The sequence below is a fragment of the Candidatus Competibacteraceae bacterium genome (assembly GCA_016699715.1).
Classification (GTDB): domain Bacteria; phylum Pseudomonadota; class Gammaproteobacteria; order Competibacterales; family Competibacteraceae; genus Competibacter.
Window position 1 is genome coordinate 324429 of sequence record CP065007.1, and the last position, 19793, is coordinate 344221.

General features: G+C 55.3%; 12 protein-coding genes and 2 pseudogenes. 11 read left to right on the forward strand and 3 right to left on the reverse strand.

The window, feature by feature from the left end:
- Positions 1-47: 47 nt before the first annotated feature.
- Genes IPM89_01500 through IPM89_01510 form a run of 3 tightly spaced genes read left to right on the forward strand, consistent with a single transcriptional unit; the run spans position 48 to position 4652 of the window.
- The gene (locus IPM89_01500; protein QQS55735.1) at positions 48-797 is read left to right on the forward strand and encodes an ABC transporter permease; all 750 of its coding nucleotides are present in this window, start codon (positions 48-50) and stop codon (positions 795-797) included.
- Entirely contained in the window at positions 787-2196 is a 1410-nt protein-coding gene (locus IPM89_01505) for an ABC transporter ATP-binding protein (GenBank protein ID QQS54569.1), read from the forward strand. Before IPM89_01500 ends, IPM89_01505 begins: the two co-directional genes overlap by 11 nt.
- Positions 2193-4652 carry a glycosyltransferase gene (locus IPM89_01510; GenBank protein QQS54570.1) on the forward strand — a complete coding sequence of 820 codons (2460 nt, stop codon included), beginning with the start codon at positions 2193-2195 and terminating at the stop codon, positions 4650-4652. Before IPM89_01505 ends, IPM89_01510 begins: the two co-directional genes overlap by 4 nt.
- A 42-nt stretch (positions 4653-4694) precedes the next feature.
- Here the strand turns inward: IPM89_01510 and IPM89_01515 are convergent, their stop codons facing one another.
- Entirely contained in the window at positions 4695-5591 is an 897-nt protein-coding gene (locus IPM89_01515; GenBank protein ID QQS54571.1) for a glycosyltransferase family 2 protein, read from the reverse strand.
- A gap of 379 nt (positions 5592-5970) precedes the next feature.
- Between IPM89_01515 and IPM89_01520 the strand changes: the two genes are divergently transcribed.
- Both IPM89_01520 and IPM89_01525 read left to right on the forward strand, forming a co-directional pair.
- On the forward strand, positions 5971-8244 hold the full coding sequence (locus IPM89_01520; GenBank protein ID QQS54572.1) for a glycosyltransferase: 2274 nt from the start codon (positions 5971-5973) through the stop codon (positions 8242-8244).
- A gap of 108 nt (positions 8245-8352) precedes the next feature.
- Positions 8353-10536, forward strand: a complete 2184-nt coding sequence (locus IPM89_01525) for a glycosyltransferase (protein ID QQS54573.1) — start codon at positions 8353-8355, stop codon at positions 10534-10536.
- Here the strand turns inward: IPM89_01525 and IPM89_01530 are convergent, their stop codons facing one another.
- Positions 10537-11868 carry a glycoside hydrolase family 99-like domain-containing protein gene (locus IPM89_01530; protein ID QQS54574.1) on the reverse strand — a complete coding sequence of 444 codons (1332 nt, stop codon included), beginning with the start codon at positions 11866-11868 and terminating at the stop codon, positions 10537-10539. It lies immediately after the preceding gene.
- A gap of 392 nt (positions 11869-12260) precedes the next feature.
- Positions 12261-12587: pseudogene (locus tag IPM89_01535) on the reverse strand (transposase).
- A gap of 181 nt (positions 12588-12768) precedes the next feature.
- Between IPM89_01535 and IPM89_01540 the strand changes: the two are divergent.
- From IPM89_01540 to IPM89_01565, 6 genes and pseudogenes are all read left to right on the forward strand, one after another.
- Positions 12769-13829 (forward strand): annotated as a pseudogene (locus tag IPM89_01540) (helix-turn-helix domain-containing protein).
- Between the two features lie 111 nt (positions 13830-13940).
- Complete coding sequence (locus tag IPM89_01545) at positions 13941-14828, forward strand: IS982 family transposase (GenBank protein QQS54575.1); 888 nt, start codon at positions 13941-13943, stop codon at positions 14826-14828.
- 139 nt (positions 14829-14967) lie between these two features.
- Entirely contained in the window at positions 14968-15948 is a 981-nt protein-coding gene (locus IPM89_01550; GenBank protein QQS54576.1) for a glycosyltransferase family 2 protein, read from the forward strand.
- Positions 15949-15964: 16 nt separating this feature from the next.
- Entirely contained in the window at positions 15965-17590 is a 1626-nt protein-coding gene (locus tag IPM89_01555; protein QQS54577.1) for a methyltransferase domain-containing protein, read from the forward strand.
- A 32-nt stretch (positions 17591-17622) separates the two neighbouring features.
- Entirely contained in the window at positions 17623-18600 is a 978-nt protein-coding gene (locus IPM89_01560; GenBank protein QQS54578.1) for an NAD-dependent epimerase/dehydratase family protein, read from the forward strand.
- Positions 18597-19793 (forward strand): hypothetical protein, encoded by a 1197-nt coding sequence (locus IPM89_01565; protein ID QQS54579.1) that lies wholly within the window; start codon positions 18597-18599, stop codon positions 19791-19793. The genes IPM89_01560 and IPM89_01565 overlap by 4 nt, the downstream gene beginning before the upstream one ends.

Below are 19793 nucleotides of genomic sequence, written 5' to 3' on the forward strand. Positions count from 1 at the left end.
ACCGGGTTTTACATGAATCCTGGTTGCAGCGTCAATTGTTCTTGAAACTGCTGAAGCGGGATTTTGCCGAGCGTTACCAGGGCTCCTATCTAGGGCTGTTCTGGTCGCTGCTGCTACCACTATTGTCGCTGCTGGTGTTTACCTTCTTTTTCGGCATGATCTTCAAGCTCCGTTGGGGTGATCGTGGCAGCAGTTCATTGAGCGAATTGGCGTTGATTCTGTTCGTCGGCATGACACTTTACAACTTTTTGGCTGAATGCCTCAGCCGCGCCCCTGGCCTTATTTTAGCGCACCAGAATTACGTCAAAAATGTTATTTTTCCACTGGAGATGTTGCCAACAGTGATGGTTACCTCCGCTCTGTTGACGCTAACCGTCACATTGTTTGTGATTCTATCGCTGCAAGAGGTTTTGGGTAGTGGTTTGACTTGGACAGTATTGCTATTGCCGGTCATGATGCTGCCACTGTTGTTGCTTGCGCTGGGTCTGAGCTGGTTTTTAGCTGCTTTGGGAGTGTACATCCGTGATATCCAGCAGCTGATTGTGCCACTGGTGCAATTGCTGATGTTTATGAGTCCGGTATTTTATCCGATCAGCGCCCTGCCAGCATCTGTTCGATACTGGTTTCAATTGAATCCGCTGGCGCTGGTGATCGAGCAGACTCGGGGAATTATTCTGTTTGGCCAACCACCGGTTTGGGTGCACTATCTATTGTGTCTGGGCATGGGATTGCTGGTGGCGCTGCTGGGTGCCTATTGGTTCGCTCGGACGCGCAAGGGATTCGCCGATGTCCTCTGAGCCTGCCATCGACCGCTTGACTGAAGATCAGGCTGTAATCGAAGTGTACGAGGTGGGAAAGTGCTATCAGATCTATGAGCGGCCACAGGATCGCTTGAAGCAAATGCTGTGGCGTGGCCAGCGCCGCTACTACCATGAGTTTTGGGCATTGCGGAACGTGTCGTTCACGGTTCAGCACGGTCAAACATTCGGAGTGATTGGTCGAAACGGATCTGGCAAATCGACTTTGCTCAAAATGCTCTGCGGCACCTTGGCTCTGACCACGGGAACATTGGAGGTGCGAGGTCGGGTGGCGGCGCTGCTGGAGTTGGGAACCGGTTTCAATCCAGAGTTTACCGGTCGCGAGAACGTTTATCTAAACGCTGCGATTCTTGGCCTCAATGACGCGGAAATCGAACGCTACCTACCCGAGATTCTGGCCTTTGCCGACATTGGCGAATTTATCGATCAGCCAGTGAAGACCTATTCTAGCGGCATGGCGGTACGGTTGGCCTTTGCCGTTGCTGCTCATGTCCGCACCGATATCTTGGTTATTGACGAGGCGTTAGCGGTTGGCGATATGTTTTTCGTGCAAAAATGTATGCGCTTTCTCCGCAAGTTTCAGAAGCGTGGCACGCTGTTTTTTGTCAGCCACGACACTGCGGCGGTGGTTAACCTCTGCGATCATGTACTGTGGCTGGAGCACGGTCAAATGCGCGAGTTGGGTCCAGCCAAGGAAGTTTGCGAGCACTACCTGGCGACTTTGCGCGAATCCCAGGGCGTGGATGTTTCGATGGCGCGAGCGTCGCGACAGTCTGCCACCGAAACAGCTTTACAGATTCCGTTGGAGCGAGTGGATCGGCGGTTAGCGTTTTTGAATCAGACCCAATTTCGTAACGATCTAGAATTATTCGAGTTCCACCGTGAAGTGGAGGGTTACGGCACTGGGGCAATCCAGATCGAAGACGTTCATTTTGAAGACGAGCAGGGTCGAGTTCTGTGCTGGACCGTCGGTGGCGAGCGAATTGCCTTGGTTGTACATGTCCGAGTTCTAGTTAATCTGGATGCTCCCATCATCGGTTTTTTTATCAAAGACCGGCTTGGTCAAAACCTGTTCGGGGATAATACCTATCTGGCTTATGCTACCAATCCTCTACCGGTATTAGCCGGCCAGTACCTCAGTACATGTTTTACCTTTCATATGCCGATATTGCCGGTCGGTGATTACGCTGTGGACATCGCGGCGGCTTCTGGTACCCAGCAGGAGCATATCACTCATTGTTGGTGTAATGATGTGTTGGTTTTCAAGTCCCATGCCAGTAGTGTTCATCAAGGATTAGTGGGTATTCCGATGCTGAATATCGAGATGAAAATTACCCAACATGAGATTTCGGGACTGGTTCAGGGACGGTCCACATGACCACCAGCCTTGAGTCTTCCGTGGTAGATATCATTATCCCGGTTTATCGTGGACTCGATGAAACCCGGCGCTGCCTGGAAAGTGTGCTGGCATTTCAGCAGCAAACCACTTGCGAAGTTGTGATAATTAATGATTATAGCCCGGAGCCTGATCTAACAGATTTTTTGCGGCAACAGGCTGAAACTGGTGCCTTGACCTTGCTGGAAAACCCTACCAATACCGGTTTCGTCAACACCGTCAACCGTGGCATGATGCTGCATTCTGACCGTGATGTAGTGCTGCTCAATAGCGATACCCAAGTCCATGGTGATTGGTTGGATCGATTGCGCCGTTGTGCCTATAGCGATCCACAAATTGGTACGGCGACACCCTTTTCCAATAATGCTACTATTTGCAGCTACCCACATTTTTGCGAAGATAATTTATTTTTTCCTACTGAAAATAGACTAGCGGAACTAGATATTTTATTTGCGGAAATCAATGCCGGGCTTCATGTAGAGATTCCTACAGCAGTCGGTTTCTGCATGTATATCACGCGGCGTTGTATTGAGCGAGTTGGCTACTTTGACGCACAACGCTTCGGTCGCGGTTATGGCGAGGAAAACGATTTTTGTCTACGTGGTAATGAGATTGGATTCAAACATCTGCTCTGTGGTGATGTTTTTGTCTATCACTGCGGCGCGGTATCCTTTGGGCCAGAGCATCCGTTTTTAGCCCGCCACGCTGTGGAACAGCTTAATGTTCTCTATCCTTCCTACGATCAGTTAATTGCATCCCATGTTGCAATGGATCCAGCGAGGCTACTGCGCAGGCGTATTGATTGGGCACGGATCACAAGAGTTAGTAGACCTCGTTTATTGTTTGTTACTCACCAACTTGGTGGTGGCACGGAAAAGCATGTCCGAGATTTGGCATACATGCTTGAATCTCAATTTGAAGTGTTGATTTTAAACCCGAATGCTGGAGATAAAATAACTTTAGAGTGGGCCAAGAGAGGAGAAGAGTTTAGATTATATTTTGCAATGCCGATGGCATTTGAAGGTTTGGTTGGACTGCTTCAAAAAGCGGCCATAATACGTATTCATTTCCATCATTTAATTGGCCATCATCCCTTGATCGCCACGTTACCCCATAAACTGGGAATACCCTACGACTATACATTACATGATTATTTTCCAATTTGTCCTCAATTCAATCTGACATTGCCTGATGGGCGTTATTGCGGTGAACCGAATGTAGATGGTTGTAACGCGTGTTTGAAGGAACGTCCTCCTCATTGGCGACTTGATATTATTGCTTGGCGCGACTATTTTTATAAATTCCTAATGGATGCGGAACGGATTATCGGTCCTTCTTGGGATGTGATCAATCGTATTAAAAAGTATATACCTGAAGCAAACTATAAGTATTTGCCTCATCCAGAGATTCGTACGGCCAAAATATTGGTTTTGGGGATGATGTCACCTGCGAAAGGTATATTTCAGCTAGAATCATGTGTGCGAGATGCTAAAAAGCGAAGTTTGCCACTGTTTTTCAGGGTATTGGGTTTTCCTTATTATGAAAAGTTGCCTATTGATGCAGTAAATAGTAGCAATAAGAATATGCCAATCTCATTTAGTGGGCCTTATACGGATAGTGATCTCTCAGCGCTTGTTGTTTCCGAGCATGCGGATATAATCTACTTCCCAGCACAGTGGCCTGAGACCTATTCTTATACTCTAAGCGCTGCATTGCGTTCTAAGCTGCCAATAGTAGCACCCAAGCTAGGTGCCTTTATCGAACGTTTAAAAGATTACCCAGATGCGTACTTGGTCGAATGGGATGTTTCTCCTCAAATTGTGAATGATTTGCTGCTTGATATTATGGCAGGAAGGCAGTCTGTAGCAGAGAGATCCAAGCTGGGTTTTGGAGCTGTGAACTGCGATGCATACTTGGAACGGTACACAGATTTCATGAGCAGATCTATATCAGTTAATATGCTCAGTCAGTTAACCCCTAATGAATTGAAAGCTGAGTATGTCTATCAAGAATGGACTGGGTCAGTTGTTGATAATTTGGGACGCAGCCAGCTGATTGATATTATTAAAAACTTGGTTGGTTTACCTGTTGGGGGTATTTTAACTAAATTAGAGATAGAGACATGGTGGAATGTCCACTTGGCTAGACAGGAAACACTGCTTGCTCAATTAGCTGACAAAAAGCGGATACTGGCCGATAAGGAGCAGGCGCTGGCCGATAAGGAGCAGGCGCTGGCCGATAAGGAGCAGGCGCTGGTTCAGTTAAATCAGCGCCTCGTGAAGCAGCAACAGGAGATCGAGCATGGGCGACAATACATCGAAATGCTACGGCAAAAAGCGGGGGAGTTTGAGAAAATTATTAAGGAGATCTACTCATCGACTTCTTGGCGGCTGACCCGGCCAGTACGCTGGTTAGGTCAATGGCGCCAACGATTTTAGAACCATAAAAGGCTTCACTCAAATATATAAAATCGATCTTTATTAATGTTTGTTATAATATCTTCCGAATCGATTTCCTTTATAAATATATATAGGCCTGATGATTAAAAATAGAAATTCAGCCAAGCTTTTTATCTCTTTATTTCTTAGGTTTTCAAGGAAAAGGTTATAAATTTTCTTCTCCTGAATAAGGTCGCTGAGCATGTGAGAAAATGGATATGATACTCCTATGCACTTCCAACCGAGCCCCTCATTTTCGCATCTACTTATTAGAGACTTTACAGTATAATCATGTCCATGAAAAGCAATTGAATCATATGCAAAGACTATTCTGCGATTTTTTTCAATCAGTTTTTTCTGAATTGCTTTGTCTTCGTTCATTAGTACATCACCAAAGCCGGTTTCCGCCCAAACTTGCTGTTTAATCGCTAAGCTACAACAGGAAAGAGGAATATTTCCATACTTTTTAATAAAGTTCTGTCCCTCACTGGTAAAGTAAAACAAGCCTTTTTTTTCCCAAAAAAAGATATCTCTTCCATAGTCATCGCCTTGATCGGGGATAACCGTTAAGCCTTGAACAACGTCAGCTGTATCAGTAACTAATGGGGCTACTATCTTTGCCAACCAGTCACGATTTGCAGGAACTACATCTTGCGATAACGTTACAAGATATTGGCCTTTAGCTTGAGAAAAAGCATAATCCCGTGTAGGGCCGAAACTGAAACTTTCCGGGGCTATTTTGTATAACTGAATCGGGTATTGATTAACGGATGCCAATGTGTCGTCTGTGGAACCAGAGTCAACCATAATAACTTCATAGGGTAAGTTGATGTCTTGTGAAAAAATAGACTGTAGACATTTTTTAAATAGATCTCCTCCATTTTTCGTCAAAAGAATAATCGATATAGCTGGATTAACTGTAGAACACATAGTTTTCATGCTCCGCATTTTTAGATATAGGATTTGTAACTACTCAGGCACTACAGGTTGATTCACATATCCACTAACACACTATATGCAGTGGGCCAAACCAGCTAAAGCTGCTGAAAAATCGTTATCTTGAAGATGTTTTGGGACTGCGATGGCAGCAATAAAAAGCTAACCTCTTGTATCTAAATCGTTTCTCCAGAAGTCACCTGCCTGAGGTAGTTACTAGGATTTTAACAAAAGCTATATTTCATAACCAAGAAGATAAGAACTTTCTCGGCTTTCAGACGAAAGGGCAATTTCGAACAAATAACTCCCTCTGTTTTGGTAAACTTTTAGGCTGATTAACCATATGACTATACAGGTACAAAGCTTGGAGCGAGGATGTAAGATGCGTATCTGCATTGTTACCCCTGCTCTTATGGAGTCCCATCAGGATAATGATATTGGAGTTATCTATCATTCGCTAGCCTTGGTTTTGGCGCAGAGCGGCCACGATATTACTATACTATACGCGCCTAGCGATCAATTAAATCAGATAGATGCAAGTTTCTGGTGTCATTATTACCGGCAGAAAAAGATTCGTTTCGTTCTTGCGCATCAAGATAATTCAATTTCCTATTATGCTTCTTCAATAGTACAACAGTCGTACAATATCTATCAATGGTTAAGGATGGAAAGTTTTGAGATAATCCACTTTTCGGAGAGCAAAGGCTATGGTTTTTTTAGTTTTTTAGCTAAGCAACAAGGGCTATATTTCAAAGATACGATAATGTGTATTAGTATACATAATCCTAGTAGTTGGCATAGAGTAAGTATCAAAGCATATACAGAGTCACTTGAAAATGTTGAGTTGGATTTTTTGGAGCGAGAAAGTGTAGCGATGGCAGATATTGTTGTAAGCTCAAGCTGTTACTTGCTCGATTGGATAAGGGGCGAGGGCTGGTGCTTGCCAGAATATATTTGGGTTCATCCAAATCTGAGTGACATGGATGAACACACCTCCAAAGTCGATTCAGTTAAGCCACTAGCGGTAAATGAGCTGGTTTTCTTTGGGCAATTGGAATGGCGTAAAGGTGTAATACTTTTTTGTGATGCGATTGATAAATTGGAAGAAACCGGATTATGTGATTTTAAAGTGGCTTTTCTTGGTAAGACAGCAACAATCAATGGGCAAGATAGCGAGAGTTATCTCCGCAAACGAACGAGCAATTGGTCTTGGCCGGTGCGATTTATCACAGATATGGATCGGCATAGTGCTATTCGATATTTAAGTAGTGGCTTACGGATGGCTGTTATTCCATCGCTGTTGGAAAATTCACCACATGCGGTACAAAGTTGCCTGTATGCAGGAGTGCCTTTTCTGGCTAGTAACGTAGGCGGTACTTCGGAGCTGATTTTTCCAGAGGATAGGCCGTATGCTTTATTTGCCATCCGTGCGGATCAAATAGCAGACAAACTTCAGAAAGCCTTACGTGAAGGTATAAATCCAGCACGGCCGGCGATCTCATTGGAAGATAACGTATATGATTGGTTGAACTGGTATAATACTATTTGTGTTCCAAAATCCCTTGCAATGGTGGATGATCATGTATCAACGCCTCCTCTCGTTAGTGTATGCATGACTCACTTTAACCGGCCCCTATATTTAAGTTATGCGATAAAGTCAATAAAAGCCCAGGATTATCAAAATTTTGAGGTTGTTTTAGTCGATGACGGTAGTACTGATCAAGAGGCATTAAATTACCTCGAAACCCTTGAGTCCGATTTCGCCACGCGTGGCTGGAGATTGATACGCCAACAAAACCGTTATTTGGGCGCAGCCCGTAATACTGCTGCCCACCATGCTCGTGGCGAGTTTTTGGTTTTTATGGACGATGATAATGTGGCTAAGCCTCATGAACTAAGCACGTTTGTTAAAGCAGCCCAGGCATCAGGTGCTGATATTCTGACTTGCTTTATTGACGCATTCCGGGGTAAGGGAGAACCGGGTAGTCATCAGGTTCCGGGTGCCCGGTCGTTGCCGATCGGTGGGGCATCGGCCGTGGGTATGTTTAGGAACTGTTTTGGGGATGCTAATGCCCTGATCCGCCGTAATGTGTTTGAAGCTCTGGGAGGGTTTACCGAGGATTATGGAGTTGGGCATGAAGACTGGGAGTTTTTCGCCCGCGCCGTGCTGAAAGGCTATCGCCTACAAGTGGTTCCAGAGCCCTTATTCTGGTACCGGATGGCGGAGGATAGCATGGTCAATACCACTCCCCGGTACGAGAATCATATACGCCCGCTGCGACCCTATCTGGAAACCGTGCCCGTGGTTATGCGCGATCTTATTTATTTTGCCTATGGTCTTTTCTTTCGTGCCTTTGCCTATCCGAATCAACAGGTGGAACGACCCGCAGGAGGTCACGGTGGAGACATCGAAACTTGGCAGGCTCTGGTCGATGAGTATTGGGATTCAACTTCATGGCGGCTGCTCAGGCCGTTACGATCCGCCATACTGCGTTCGCGCGGTCTGCCGGCCGAGAGCCGACCGCGAATATCTAGTGCTCAAGAGGCCCTGCAAGTGATCACCATGATCCGCGACTCGACCTCTTGGGAGTTAATGGGCCCCATGCGTGTGCTGTCTCATGCTGTGCGGGGAATGACAGGGCGATTGAAAGCCTGATACCCATTCGATCATGGCAATCAGTTGTTGAAACATAAGCTGATAATGGCGCGGTCGGATCTGTCAACCGATCTTGATCAGGTTGTCGCGGCGGAGATCTAAGTCCTTTTGACCCAGCAATTAATCCGTTGGCTATACCAGCGCCTGCCGCTGGCCCGCACCGGCAAAATCGAATTGGCGCACCGCATTTTCGAGCGGTTTCCCAGGCTATTCCAGAATACGGCAGCTTACCGGCGCTGGCGGGAAACCCTGGAGCTGGCGGCGCCGGTTTTCCATGCCGCGTTGGCTACGTCGGTGCTGGTGGAAACGCCCGAGGACGCAGTCGCGATCAACTTTCCCGAGGTCGACGCTCCTCGGGTGTCGATCGTCGTGCCGGTCCACAATCAAATTGCGTATACCTTGCACTGTCTGCGCTCGATCCAGCGCAGCCAGCCGCGCGCCTCTTTCGAAGTGATCGTTCTGGACGATTGCTCCACCGATCGCACGTCCGAGTTGCTGGCCTTGGCGCATGGAGTGCGCGCGATCCGCAACGAAATAAACCTGGGTTTTCTGCGGAGCTGCAACAAGGCGGCTACCCACGCCCGTGGCGATTACCTTCTGTTCCTCAACAACGATACCGAGGTGTTGCCCGGCTGGCTGGATGAATTGCTGGATACTTTTACCGCTCATGCCGACGTGGGCTTGGTCGGATCGAAGCTGATTTATCCGGACGGCCGTCTGCAAGAGGCGGGTGGACTGATTTGGAGCGATGGGTTGGGTTTGAACTACGGGCGCGACGACGACGCCAATAAGCCGGAGTACACCTTCCTGCGGGAGGTGGACTACTGCTCCGGAGCCAGCCTCATGATTCCGCGATCCTTGTTCGAGAGTTTGGGCGGGTTCGACGACCGGTTCGCCCCCGCCTACTACGAGGACACGGATCTCGCCTTCGCCGTCCGGCAGGCGGGCTATCGGGTATTGCTGCAACCCTTTTCCAGGGTGATCCATTTCGAGGGCGTGACCTCCGGCACCGATGTCCGCCAGGGAGTCAAAGCCTACCAAGTCGTGAATCAAACCAAGTTTCTGGCTAAATGGCGAGAGGTTTTGGCCGGGCACGGGACCCGCGAGGACGATCCCTGGTTCGCGCGGGAGCGCGTCGCCCGTCGGTGGGCCCTGATCGTCGACGTGACGACGCCGATGCCGGACAAGGATTCCGGCTCCATCGATACCCTGCAATACATTCGAATGATGCAGGCGCTCGGCTTTAAGGTGGTGTTCTGCCCGCACAACTTGCGCCATGCCGGCCGCTATACCGAGGCACTTCAGCGTATTGGGGTCGAGTGCCTTTACCAGCCTTACACGTCCTCGCTAAACGCTTATCTGGAAACGTGTGGCGCCTACTACGATCTGGTCATGCTGGAGCGCGCGCATCATGCGGCACAGCATATCGGGGCGGTCCGGCGTTTATGTCGGAACGCCCGGGTAATCTTCAATACGGTCGACCTGCATTTTGTCCGCGAGGAACGGCAGGCACAAGTCGAGCAATCGGCCGAACTCGTCAAACAGGCCCGCCGGACCAAGGCGCTGGAATACGCAGTGATGCGGCAGTCCGACGCGACGATCGTGATCAGCGAATCCGAGCGGGAACTCGTGCGGCGCGAGTGGCCGGATATCCGGGTGGCGGCGATTCCTTACGCGCGGGAAATTCATGGTTCGGCCGCGTCCTTCCGGTTGCGTCGCGATATCGTGTTTATCGGTGGCTTCCTGTTCGACCCGAACATCGACGCCGTCAACTACTTTGTGGCCGAGATCTGGCCACGAATCCGGCAAGCGGTCCCTGAAATGCGGCTCCTGATCGTCGGCAGCAATATGCCGGCCGAGATCGTGGGACTGGGGCGCGAACCGGGCGTGGATGTCGTCGGCTTCGTCGAGCATTTGGCGCCCATCTTTGCCCGTTGTCGCCTGTCGGTGGCGCCGTTGCGCTACGGCGCGGGCATCAAGGGCAAGATTGGCACCAGTCTGAGCTATGGCGTTCCTTGCGTGGCCACCCCGGTCGCCGCCGAGGGCATGGGGCTTACGGACCGTACTAACGTGATGATCGGCGCCGATGCCGAGCGTTTTGCCGACGCGGTCATTGAGGCGCACCAGGACGAAGCGCTGTGGAATAGCCTGTCCACAAACGGCCTGGAGTTCATGGAGCAGAATTTTTCCTACGCCCGGGGGCTGGAACGGCTTGGTAAGCTGATTGACGAGGTTTTCGCCGCGTCGGAGCAGTCCTTGGAGTCGATTGAGGGCGGCGCATCCTCACGATGATCACCGCCCGAGGGCATTACGGGTCGCTTCCAGATAGCGATGGCCGAATTTACGGTCGGGTTCCAAATAGTTGCCTTCGGCCCATTCGTTCCAGGCGTTGATGAACACCAAACGTTCAGGGCCAGGCCGAGACCAGCGGGTCAGTTCCACCAGCCGCCGCAGCCAGCGCTCGTAGCATTCCGGTTCGGCATTCAGGAAGATCTCGCCGGCATCCTGCCGGCGGGCGGTGTTATCCCAGGATGGCATGGCGGTGCGAAAAAAAGGGTAGGGTGCCGGCGGTCGGTTCATGAAGACCTCGGCGGTGGCGACGTAATCGTAGAACATGCCCTGGAAGGCCGGGTTAAACATCCGCGTCGGCCGTTCGGCCAGTACCGCCATGGCATGTGGCGGGAATTCGACGGCGGCGTCGAAACCAAAATCGCGCGGATCGTCGGTGATACCGAAGCTTTGCACCGCCGCCAAGTAGAAGTCGCCGAGCCCGGCTTCGTGGCAATACCGGCGCCAGATCGAGGCGGTTCTGCCTGGGTTCGGCAGCAGGCTGGCGCGGTAAACCAGCAGCAGCGGTCGGTCGTTGATCCGGATGTAACGCCGGTCGCGCAAGGCGGGCTCCAGGGATTTGATGAAGTTCAGATCGTCCTCGTCGGAGTGTTGCTGGGCGATCAGGATTTCGGCGTGAAGGCCGTCCCAGCGCCGGCTCCAGTTTTCGTTGGCCCAACAAACGCAGAACGGAAAATCGGGATGGCCGGATTGCACCACCTCGTTCAGTGGCCGGTGCAGCAGCCGTTTGCCGGCGAACCAGTAGTAGTAGTAGCAGAAGCCATAAACACCGTAGTGCTGGGCCAGGGCGGCCTGTTCGTCGCGAACTTCGGGCACGCGCAGGTCATAAAATCCCAGATCGGTCGGCAAGCGCGGCTGGTAGTGGCCGGCGAAATTGGGTGTGGCCTTGGTGACGTTGGTCCATTCGGTGAAGCCCTTGCCCCACCAGCGGTCGTTTTCCGGGATCGGATGATATTGCGGCAGGTAGAAAGCGATCAGGCGCACCGGGTCGGCGGCCGGGTCTGACGGATTTTTGGATGGGGCCGGGTTTTCCGGGCCGATTTCCAGCATTGGTGGCGACTGGGCTGTTGCCGAACCGGAGGTTTTCGCCGGGTTCGGTCGGAGGGCACCGGTTTGTATCAACCATTGCCGGTAGTTGGCGCTATTTTTGAGAAGCAGGCCAAGATGTCGGTAGAGAAAAGACTTCATGCGCCACCGAACCGGCAGCGACAGCGGCAGCCGGCGGTAGAGAAAGCGAGTGCTTTTTCCTGCCAGGATTCGGATTCTGCTGAGCATGTGGGGTGGCGGGGCCTGAGGGTGGTTTGGCCGGCGGCGGGCCGTGTGGGCGGTGATTGATTTCGGTTGGATGAAACCGCTATGGTGGATGCCCCGTGGGTTTGCATCGCCAGTCAGCAGGGTACACGCCGGATTCCATCGAACCGACATTCTAGCCCGAATGTTTCATAAATCTGTCATCGGTGCCAGAGGTCGCCCCTCTCGTAGTCGGATTCAAGGGATGACCGACCTGCTGGATGGGTGACCCGCGCATGGATCGGTGGCAGAGGCTGGTGTTGCCCGTGTTAACCAGTGTCGTGGCAGGTCAGACGGGCACGGTGGCGCCAGACGGGCAGCACGCTGCCTGCCCCAATGGGCCTTGGGTGTCTCAGAGTGGGTGTTGACCGCAGGGGTCAGGCGCGGAGCAGCTGCGGCGGTCGCGTCAGGAACAGGATTTCCGTGATCCGGTGCAGGAGGTCTTTGACGGGACAACGGGTCGGCAAGTGCAGTTTGATCCGATCCTGATAGGCCACCACCCGCACGGCCAGCTTGAACAGCTTGAGGATGACGGTGACCGGTTGGGCCTTGGCCAGTTCGCTATGGACCCGCACCTCGGTCCGCAGCGCCTGATGCAAGATGTAGGCAGCACAGGAACAGAACAGGCGCAGGGGGTTGGCGAGGAAGCGGTGGTCGGAGGTGCGATCGCTGGCCCAGTCGCTCTTGACCATTTTGAGGAAATTCGGGTGGTGTCCCTCAGTTTACGTGATGAGCTAGGCCAGTGACGACGACAATATGTATCCTCAATGTGATTGTGGTGTTGATCACTGGCGGCGGATATCATGAAATGGGAAACGCTTTACTGCCCCAATCGTTCCTGTCCGCACTACGGTCGGCCCTTTGGTCAAGGGTTGTTGGTCAAAAATGGTTCCAGTCACGGGAAAAAACAGGCGCTGTGTCGTTCGTGCGGGAGGAGGGTGTCCTTGACCTACGGAACCGCCTACTTTGATCTCGAAGCCGATCCGGCCCTTTTTGAACTGACGGTGCGCGCCTTGGCGGAGGGCAATGCCATCCAGGGCACGGCACGGATCGTCCAGATCGACAAAGATACGGTTTGTGCGTGGTTGAACCGGGCCGCCCACCAGTGTCGTGGGGTGGTGTTGTCCCATTGGCGGGACTTGCCGGTGACCGAATGTCAACTGGATGAATTGTGGCGTTTCGTCCATACCAGGGACCAAAATCTGGCGGCGGCCCGGCGGTGGTCCGAAACCGATGGCGATGCTTGGGTGTGGGTCGCCTTTGCGCCGGGATGGCGCTTGGTGGTGGCGTTTGTGGTGGGCAAACGCACGCAGGCGCAGGCGAATCTGCTCCTGGATCGCGTGGTGTGCGTGACCGATGGCCGCGTCCCCTTCTTTAGCAGCGAGCCATGGCCGGGCTATCCCGCCGCCTTGCCGCATGTCTATGGGGAATGGTATCAGCCCGAGCGCCAGGGCAAGCGCGGACGGCCTCCCGCCCCGCGACGCCGGCCCCCACCGAACTTGTTGTATGCCCAAGTGGTCAAGCGACGTGAAAAAGGACGGGTGGTGGAAGTGAGCCGCCAGCTCGTCTGGGGCCATGCGGACGAGATTCAAGCGCGCTTGGCGCGCTCCCCGACCAGCACGACGATCAACACCAGCTTTGTCGAGCGGGATAATCTGGCCTGGCGCGAACACAATCGGCGGCTGTCCCGCAAAACGACCGCTTTTTCCAAGGAGCTGCCCTGGATGGAAAAGCAGCTGTGGCTGTCGTTGGCCTACTCCCATTTCTGCTTGCCCCACCTCAGCTTGCGTCAGGAATTGCCCACACCGGCACCGACCCGGGGTGACGGATCGCCTCGCGGATGGCGGCCCGTCACCCCGGCCATGGCCGGGGGCATGACGGATCACGTCTGGACTACGGCGGAACTTCTCGGGTATCGGGTACCCGCCCCATTGCTGGATACCTTGGATACGCGATGTTCGACTTTTTCGAGGAGAGATGAGGGCAGACCGATGCGGCATGACGGTGCGAGCTAAGCTGAGAGGAACCAACCACCTCAACCGCACGGAGAGACCGCCATGCCGCTTGAAGACTTTATCATCACGGTGTTTTGCTGGGTAGAAGAACACCTGGAAGCCCTGCTGGGGGATCATCGCTTGCGCCAGCGTGGTTTTGCCCCGAAGTTGGCGGACAGCGAAGTGATCACCATGGAGGTGGTGGGTGAGTTTCTGGGTTTGGATACCGATGTGGGCATCTGGAAGTATTTCCGTCGTCATTGGCCGTCGTGGTTTCCAAGACTCGGATCGCGAACCACGTTTGCCCAGCAAGCGGCCAATCTCTGGGTCGTCAAACAGCGGCTGCATCGGCATCTGCTGATCGACTTGGGGGCGGTGACGGACCCTATTCACCTCGTCGATGGCTGCCCCATGCCGGTGTGTATGCTGACCCGTGCCCCGCAATGCCGATGTTTTCCCGAGGCGGCCGGCTTCGGCTATTGCGCGGCAAAAAAGCAGTATTATTATGGACTTCATGGTCACTTGATGATCACATTCGATGGCGTGATCACGGCGTGGACGGTGACCCCCGCCGCCGGTGATGAACGCGAAGCGCTTTGGGATTTGACGGACGGCGTTCACGGCTTGGTCATTGGCGACAAGGGATACCTGAGCGCCTGTCTTCAGGCGGAACTGGCAACCACGGGGATCGATTTGCAAACCCCCTTGCGGGCGAACATGGCCGATTCCCGTGCGCCTTGGATCATCCAACAACTGACGAGAACCCGCCGCCTCGTGGAAACCGTCATCGGTCAACTGACCGAGCAGTTTCATTTTGAGAAAATCCGGGCGCGGGATGTTTGGCACTTGACGAGTCGGATCGCCCGAAAAATCTTGGCGCACACCTTGGGTATTTTCATGAACCGGCAAATCGGTCGGTCAGACCTGCAGTTTGAGAGCCTGATCGCCTGAAAAGTCGAACATCGCGTTTGGATGGCATCCAATATTTGTTCCCGGCATTGGATGATGAGGTTCATCACGTAAACTGAGGGACACCACCGAAAATTATCGGGCAGTGCGCCAGGCAAATGACAGGGCAAGGGGGCAGTTTTTGACGACCGGAGAAGTGGCGGTGATTATCGTCAATTTCAACAGCGGAGCGTTGCTTGATGAATGCCTGCGCCACCTGCGCGCCCAGACCCGGCGCCCGGAGCGGGTAATCGTGGTGGACAACGCCAGCAGCGATGGTTCCGCCGATCGGCTGGAGTCCGAATACCCCAAAGTGGAGTGTATCCGTGCGGATCGCAACCTGGGTTTCGCCGCCGCCAACAACTTGGCGGCGCGACGGGCGGGCGAAGTGGAATGGCTGGCACTGCTCAATCCCGACGCCTTTCCGCAGCCGGACTGGCTGGAACGATTGCTGGCGGCGACACGGGTTCATCCCGAATGCGCCAGCTTTGGCGCCCGACTGGTGGACGCCAGCGATCCCGACCGGCTCGATGGCACCGGTGACGTTTATCATGTCAGCGGCTTGGCCTGGCGGCGCGATCACGGTCGGCCCACAGCCGCCGGCGCGAGTGTCAGTGGAGAAATTTTCGCGCCTTGCGCGGCGGCAGCGCTATATCGCCGCGACGCTTTTCTCGAAGTAGGCGGTTTCGACGAAGATTTTTTCTGTTATTTCGAGGATGTCGATTTGGGGTTTCGATTGCGCTTGCTCGGCTATCGCAGCCAGTACGTGGCGGATGCCGTGGTCCGGCATGTCGGTTCGGCGGTGACCGGCCGGCGCAGCCCGTTTTCGCTCTATCACGGTCATCGCAACCTGGTCTGGACGTATTGTAAAAACATGCCCGGCCCCCTGTTCTGGTTCTATCTGCCGCAGCATCTGCTGCTGAATCTGGGCGCCGTGCTCTGGTACGCGTTGCGCGGTCAGGCAGATTCTTTGCTGCGGGCCAAGCGAGATGCCCTGGGTGGACTTTCACGCTGCTGGCGGCAACGGCGCCTCATCCAGTCCCGCCGCCGGGTCTCGGCTTGGCGCTTGCGTCAGACCATGAGTCGCGGCCTGCTGGCGCTCTACCGGCGCGGCGGCGGCTGAAACAGGATTGAAGCCCATGGCGAGTGTTCCCACCGATCATGTTTATCATCGCGCCCTGAACCCGGACGGTCAGGACTCGTTGGCCAGACTCGCCCGCCAGATCCGCCCCGGCAGCCGGGTGCTGGATCTGGGCGCCGGTCCGGGCGTGCTGGGCCGCTATCTGGCCGAAGCGCTCGGTTGCGCGGTGGACGGGGTTGAATACAACCCGGTGGCGGTGGCCGAGGCAGCGTCCTGGTACCGCCAGTTGGAATGCGCTGACCTCGAAAGCATCACGCTGACCGAGCGTTTCGCTGGCCAGCGCTACGATTTCATCCTCTGCGCCGATATCCTGGAGCATCTACGCCAACCCGGCGCGGTGCTCGCGCAACTGCCCGAGCTGCTGGCCCCGAACGGGCGGGTGCTGCTGTCGGTACCGAACGCGGCCTACGCCGGTCTGATCGCCGAACTGCTGGCCGGCGATTTCCGCTACCGGCCCGAGGGATTGCTCGACGAAACCCATCTGCGTTTCTTTACCCACAACTCTCTGCGCCGCCTGCTGGAGGCGCATGGCCTGCGCGCGGTCGCGCTGGAAACGACGATCATGGATCTGGACCGGTCCGAGTTCGCCGACCAATGGATCGAGGGTGGCTGGGCCGAGACGCTGTCGGTCGAGGTGATCCGCGCTTTGCTGGACCGGCCCGAGGCACTGGTTTATCAGTTCATCGTGACTGCCGCTCCGGTGAATGACGCGGGCGAGGCGATGGTTTCCGTCCCCGCCGAGGCGGCGGCGGCGGCCCAGGCAGCGCTGACGGCTCGGTTAGCCACGCGGATGCCGGCCGTGAGCACCGCGCTGACCGTGGCCATCGTCACCCATGCGCCCGATTTGCCGGTGCTGACCACAGTGCTGGAAAGCTTGGGGCGGGCCTTGCGGCATGCGAGCGAACGGAAGCGGCTGGATCGGGCGCAATTGATCCTGGTCGATAACGGCCCCGGTTCCGGCTGGCGCGAATCCTTACGACAGTTGCTGGTCGCGGCGGATTTGCCGGCAACGGTCGAATTGCTGAGCGGGCAGGGCAATGTCGGTTATGGCGCTGGACACAATCTGGCGTTTCATCAGGGCATTGGCGAATTTCACCTGGTTCTCAACCCCGACGTGCTGTTGGAAGAAGATGCCCTGAGCGAGGGCTTGACGTTTTTGGCCACCCATCCCGAGGCGGGGTTGGTGGCGCCGGCAGCCTGGGACGGAGACGGCCGGCGGCAATATCTGTGCAAGCGTTATCCGACCGTGCTGGATCTGGCGTTGCGCGGATTTGCCCCGGTCTGGTTGCGGCGAGGTTTTCGGAACCGGCTGGATCGTTACGAACTGCGCGATCGGATTGGCGATACCGTGCTGTGGGACCCGCCCATCGCCAGCGGTTGTTTCATGCTGTGCCGGCGGGCGGCGCTGGAACAGCTTGGAGGCTTCCGCCCGGAGTATTTTCTCTATTTCGAGGATTTCGATTTGAGTCTGCGCTTGGCAGCGGTGGCCCGGCTGGTGTACGTGCCGGCGGTGCGCGTCGTCCATCTCGGCGGCCATGCCGCCCGCAAGGGAGTCCGTCATGTCGGCCTGTTTCTACGGGCGGCGGCGATGTTCTTCAACCGGCACGGTTGGCGCGGGTGGTAGCGGCGGACTTTTTCCAGGGCAGGGCGGTGCTGGTGACCGGTGGAACCGGTTTCATCGGCCGCCGCTTGGTCGCCGCGCTGCACGAACGGGGTGCGCGGGTGCGGGTGCTGGTCAGAAGTCAGGAGGCGGGAAACAGGTGTCAGGGGTGGCATGAGGGTGCCGTGGAAAAGGTGCTCGGTGATCTGGATGACACCGCCAGTCTGGCGCGAGCCTGCGTCGGCGTGGACACCGTGCTGCATGTCGCCGGTTTCGCCCATGCCGACGCGGCGGATACGCCGGATTTCGCGGCGCGGCACTGGGCGGTGAACGCCGAGGGTACCTTCCGGTTGCTCGACGCGGCGGCGGTGGCCGGAATCGGGCATTTCGTGTTCCTGAGCAGTTGCAAGGCGGTGGGCGATCCCGGTCCGCGCTGCGTGGACGAAAGCTGGGATGCGGCGGCGGAGACGCCCTATGGTCGGGCCAAGCGCGCCGCCGAGAAACGGGTGCTGGCGGTGGGTCGCGAGCACGGTTTTCATGCGGTCAATGTGCGGCCGGTGCTGGTCTACGGCCCGGGGATGAAAGGTAATCTAACACGCTTGATCGCCGCGCGGCGCGGCTGGTTGCCGCCGCTGCCGGAAACCGGTAATCGCCGCTCGCTGGTCCATGTGGACGATGTGGCGCAAGCCCTGCTGCTGGCCGCCGCGCGGCCCGCCGCCGCCGGCCGGACCTATCTGGTGAGCGATGGACAAAGCCATTCCGGTCGGGAGCTGTATGAACTGGTTCGTCGGGCGCTGGGGCGACCCGTGCCCGCTTGGGCGGTGCCGGCCGGTATGCTTTATGGCGCAGCCGATTTATCGGATGGTTTGTTATGGCTGGTGGGTCGCCGTGATCGGCGGGCACGGACCGTGCTGGACAAGCTATTGGGCTGGGCCTGCTACAACTCCGCTCGCATCGAGCGGGAGTTGGAGTTTCGGCCGGCATGGACGTTGGAGCGGTATTGCAAGATCGAATTACCGGGATTGGTTCAATGACGGAAACCTGGAGTGGATGGCGTGGGCCGCGGCCGTATGGATTATGGCTGCTGGCGGTTATTGGTGGCGCTCTGGCGAGCGTATTGGTTCTGCTGCTGTTTTATCGGTTGGGCGGCTTGCAGATTGTGGCGCCGCCGGTGGTGCTGGCGGGGGCTGAGCTACGAGTGGTGGTCGGTCAGGGCGAATCCACTCCTTCTGGATTGGAAATCCGCCAACCGGGTCCGGAAGGGGTTGCGGTAGCGCAGGGCTTGGTACAACGCATGGTTCGTGCGGCGTTGTACAACCGCCTGTCCTGGCGGGTGCATGGGCTCGAACCGGGCCATCAGTTACGATTGGTCTGGGTGACGTTGGCCGAGCCGCAAAAGAACCGGGTACTCACGTTGCCGCCAGCCGGGCCGGATGGAATCGGCGAGCTGAATTTGCGCGCGGAACCGCACTGGCAAGGTCGGATCGCTGCCCTCGGTTTGATCGTGCCTGGGCCGTTCCCGCAGCCATTGCTGCTGGAACGGCTGGAGTTGCGGTCGGCGCCACTCGCCTTTGGCAATTTGCTGCACTGGGCCTTGGAGGAGTGGACCTCGTTCGAGGACTGGAGCCAGCGCTCCATCAATTACACGGCGGGCGCGCCGCTGGATGCCTTGTTCCCGCCGGTGCTGATGGTGGCGCTGTGGATCGGTTTTGGCGGCGTGTTGTACGCGCTATTCGATCCGCCGCATCGTCGAAAGCTAGCGCCCTACGCCGCGCTGTTTCTGCTTGGCTGGCTAGCGTTGGACCTGCGCTGGCAGTGGGACTTGCGCCAGCGGCTCGAACAAACCGCGGAGCGCTTCGCTGGCAAGAATGAGGAAGAGCGGCGGTTGGCGGCGCTGGATGGTGACTTGTACCGATTTCTGCTGGAGGTGCGTCGGCACTTGCCGGAACAGCCGGTCCGATTGTTCATCGTCAGTGCCGATCCTCATGGGTTTCAAGCCGGTCGCGTCCGCTATCATTTGTTGCCACACAATGGCTATGCCGGTTTCTCCCAGGTGCCGAATCCCAGTGAGGCACACGCTGGCGACTATGTGTTGATCCTGTCGCCTCTGAACGGCGTGGGTTATAACCGCGGCTCGCGGGCGCTGGAATGGCAAGGCGGACGGTTGCCGGCGGAGATGCTATATGTCGCTTCGGCGGGCGCGCTGTTCCGGGTACGTGGAGGCTGA

Coding starts and splice junctions, on each gene's coding strand:
- IPM89_01530 (QQS54574.1), bottom strand. CDS start 11,868: ATGCTCAGCAGAATCCGAATCCTGGCAGGAAAAAGCACTCGCTTTCTC.
- IPM89_01510 (QQS54570.1), top strand. CDS start 2,193: ATGACCACCAGCCTTGAGTCTTCCGTGGTAGATATCATTATCCCGGTT.
- IPM89_01555 (QQS54577.1), top strand. CDS start 15,965: ATGGCGAGTGTTCCCACCGATCATGTTTATCATCGCGCCCTGAACCCG.
- IPM89_01505 (QQS54569.1), top strand. CDS start 787: ATGTCCTCTGAGCCTGCCATCGACCGCTTGACTGAAGATCAGGCTGTA.
- IPM89_01545 (QQS54575.1), top strand. CDS start 13,941: ATGCCGCTTGAAGACTTTATCATCACGGTGTTTTGCTGGGTAGAAGAA.
- IPM89_01520 (QQS54572.1), top strand. CDS start 5,971: ATGCGTATCTGCATTGTTACCCCTGCTCTTATGGAGTCCCATCAGGAT.
- IPM89_01565 (QQS54579.1), top strand. CDS start 18,597: ATGACGGAAACCTGGAGTGGATGGCGTGGGCCGCGGCCGTATGGATTA.
- IPM89_01515 (QQS54571.1), bottom strand. CDS start 5,591: ATGAAAACTATGTGTTCTACAGTTAATCCAGCTATATCGATTATTCTT.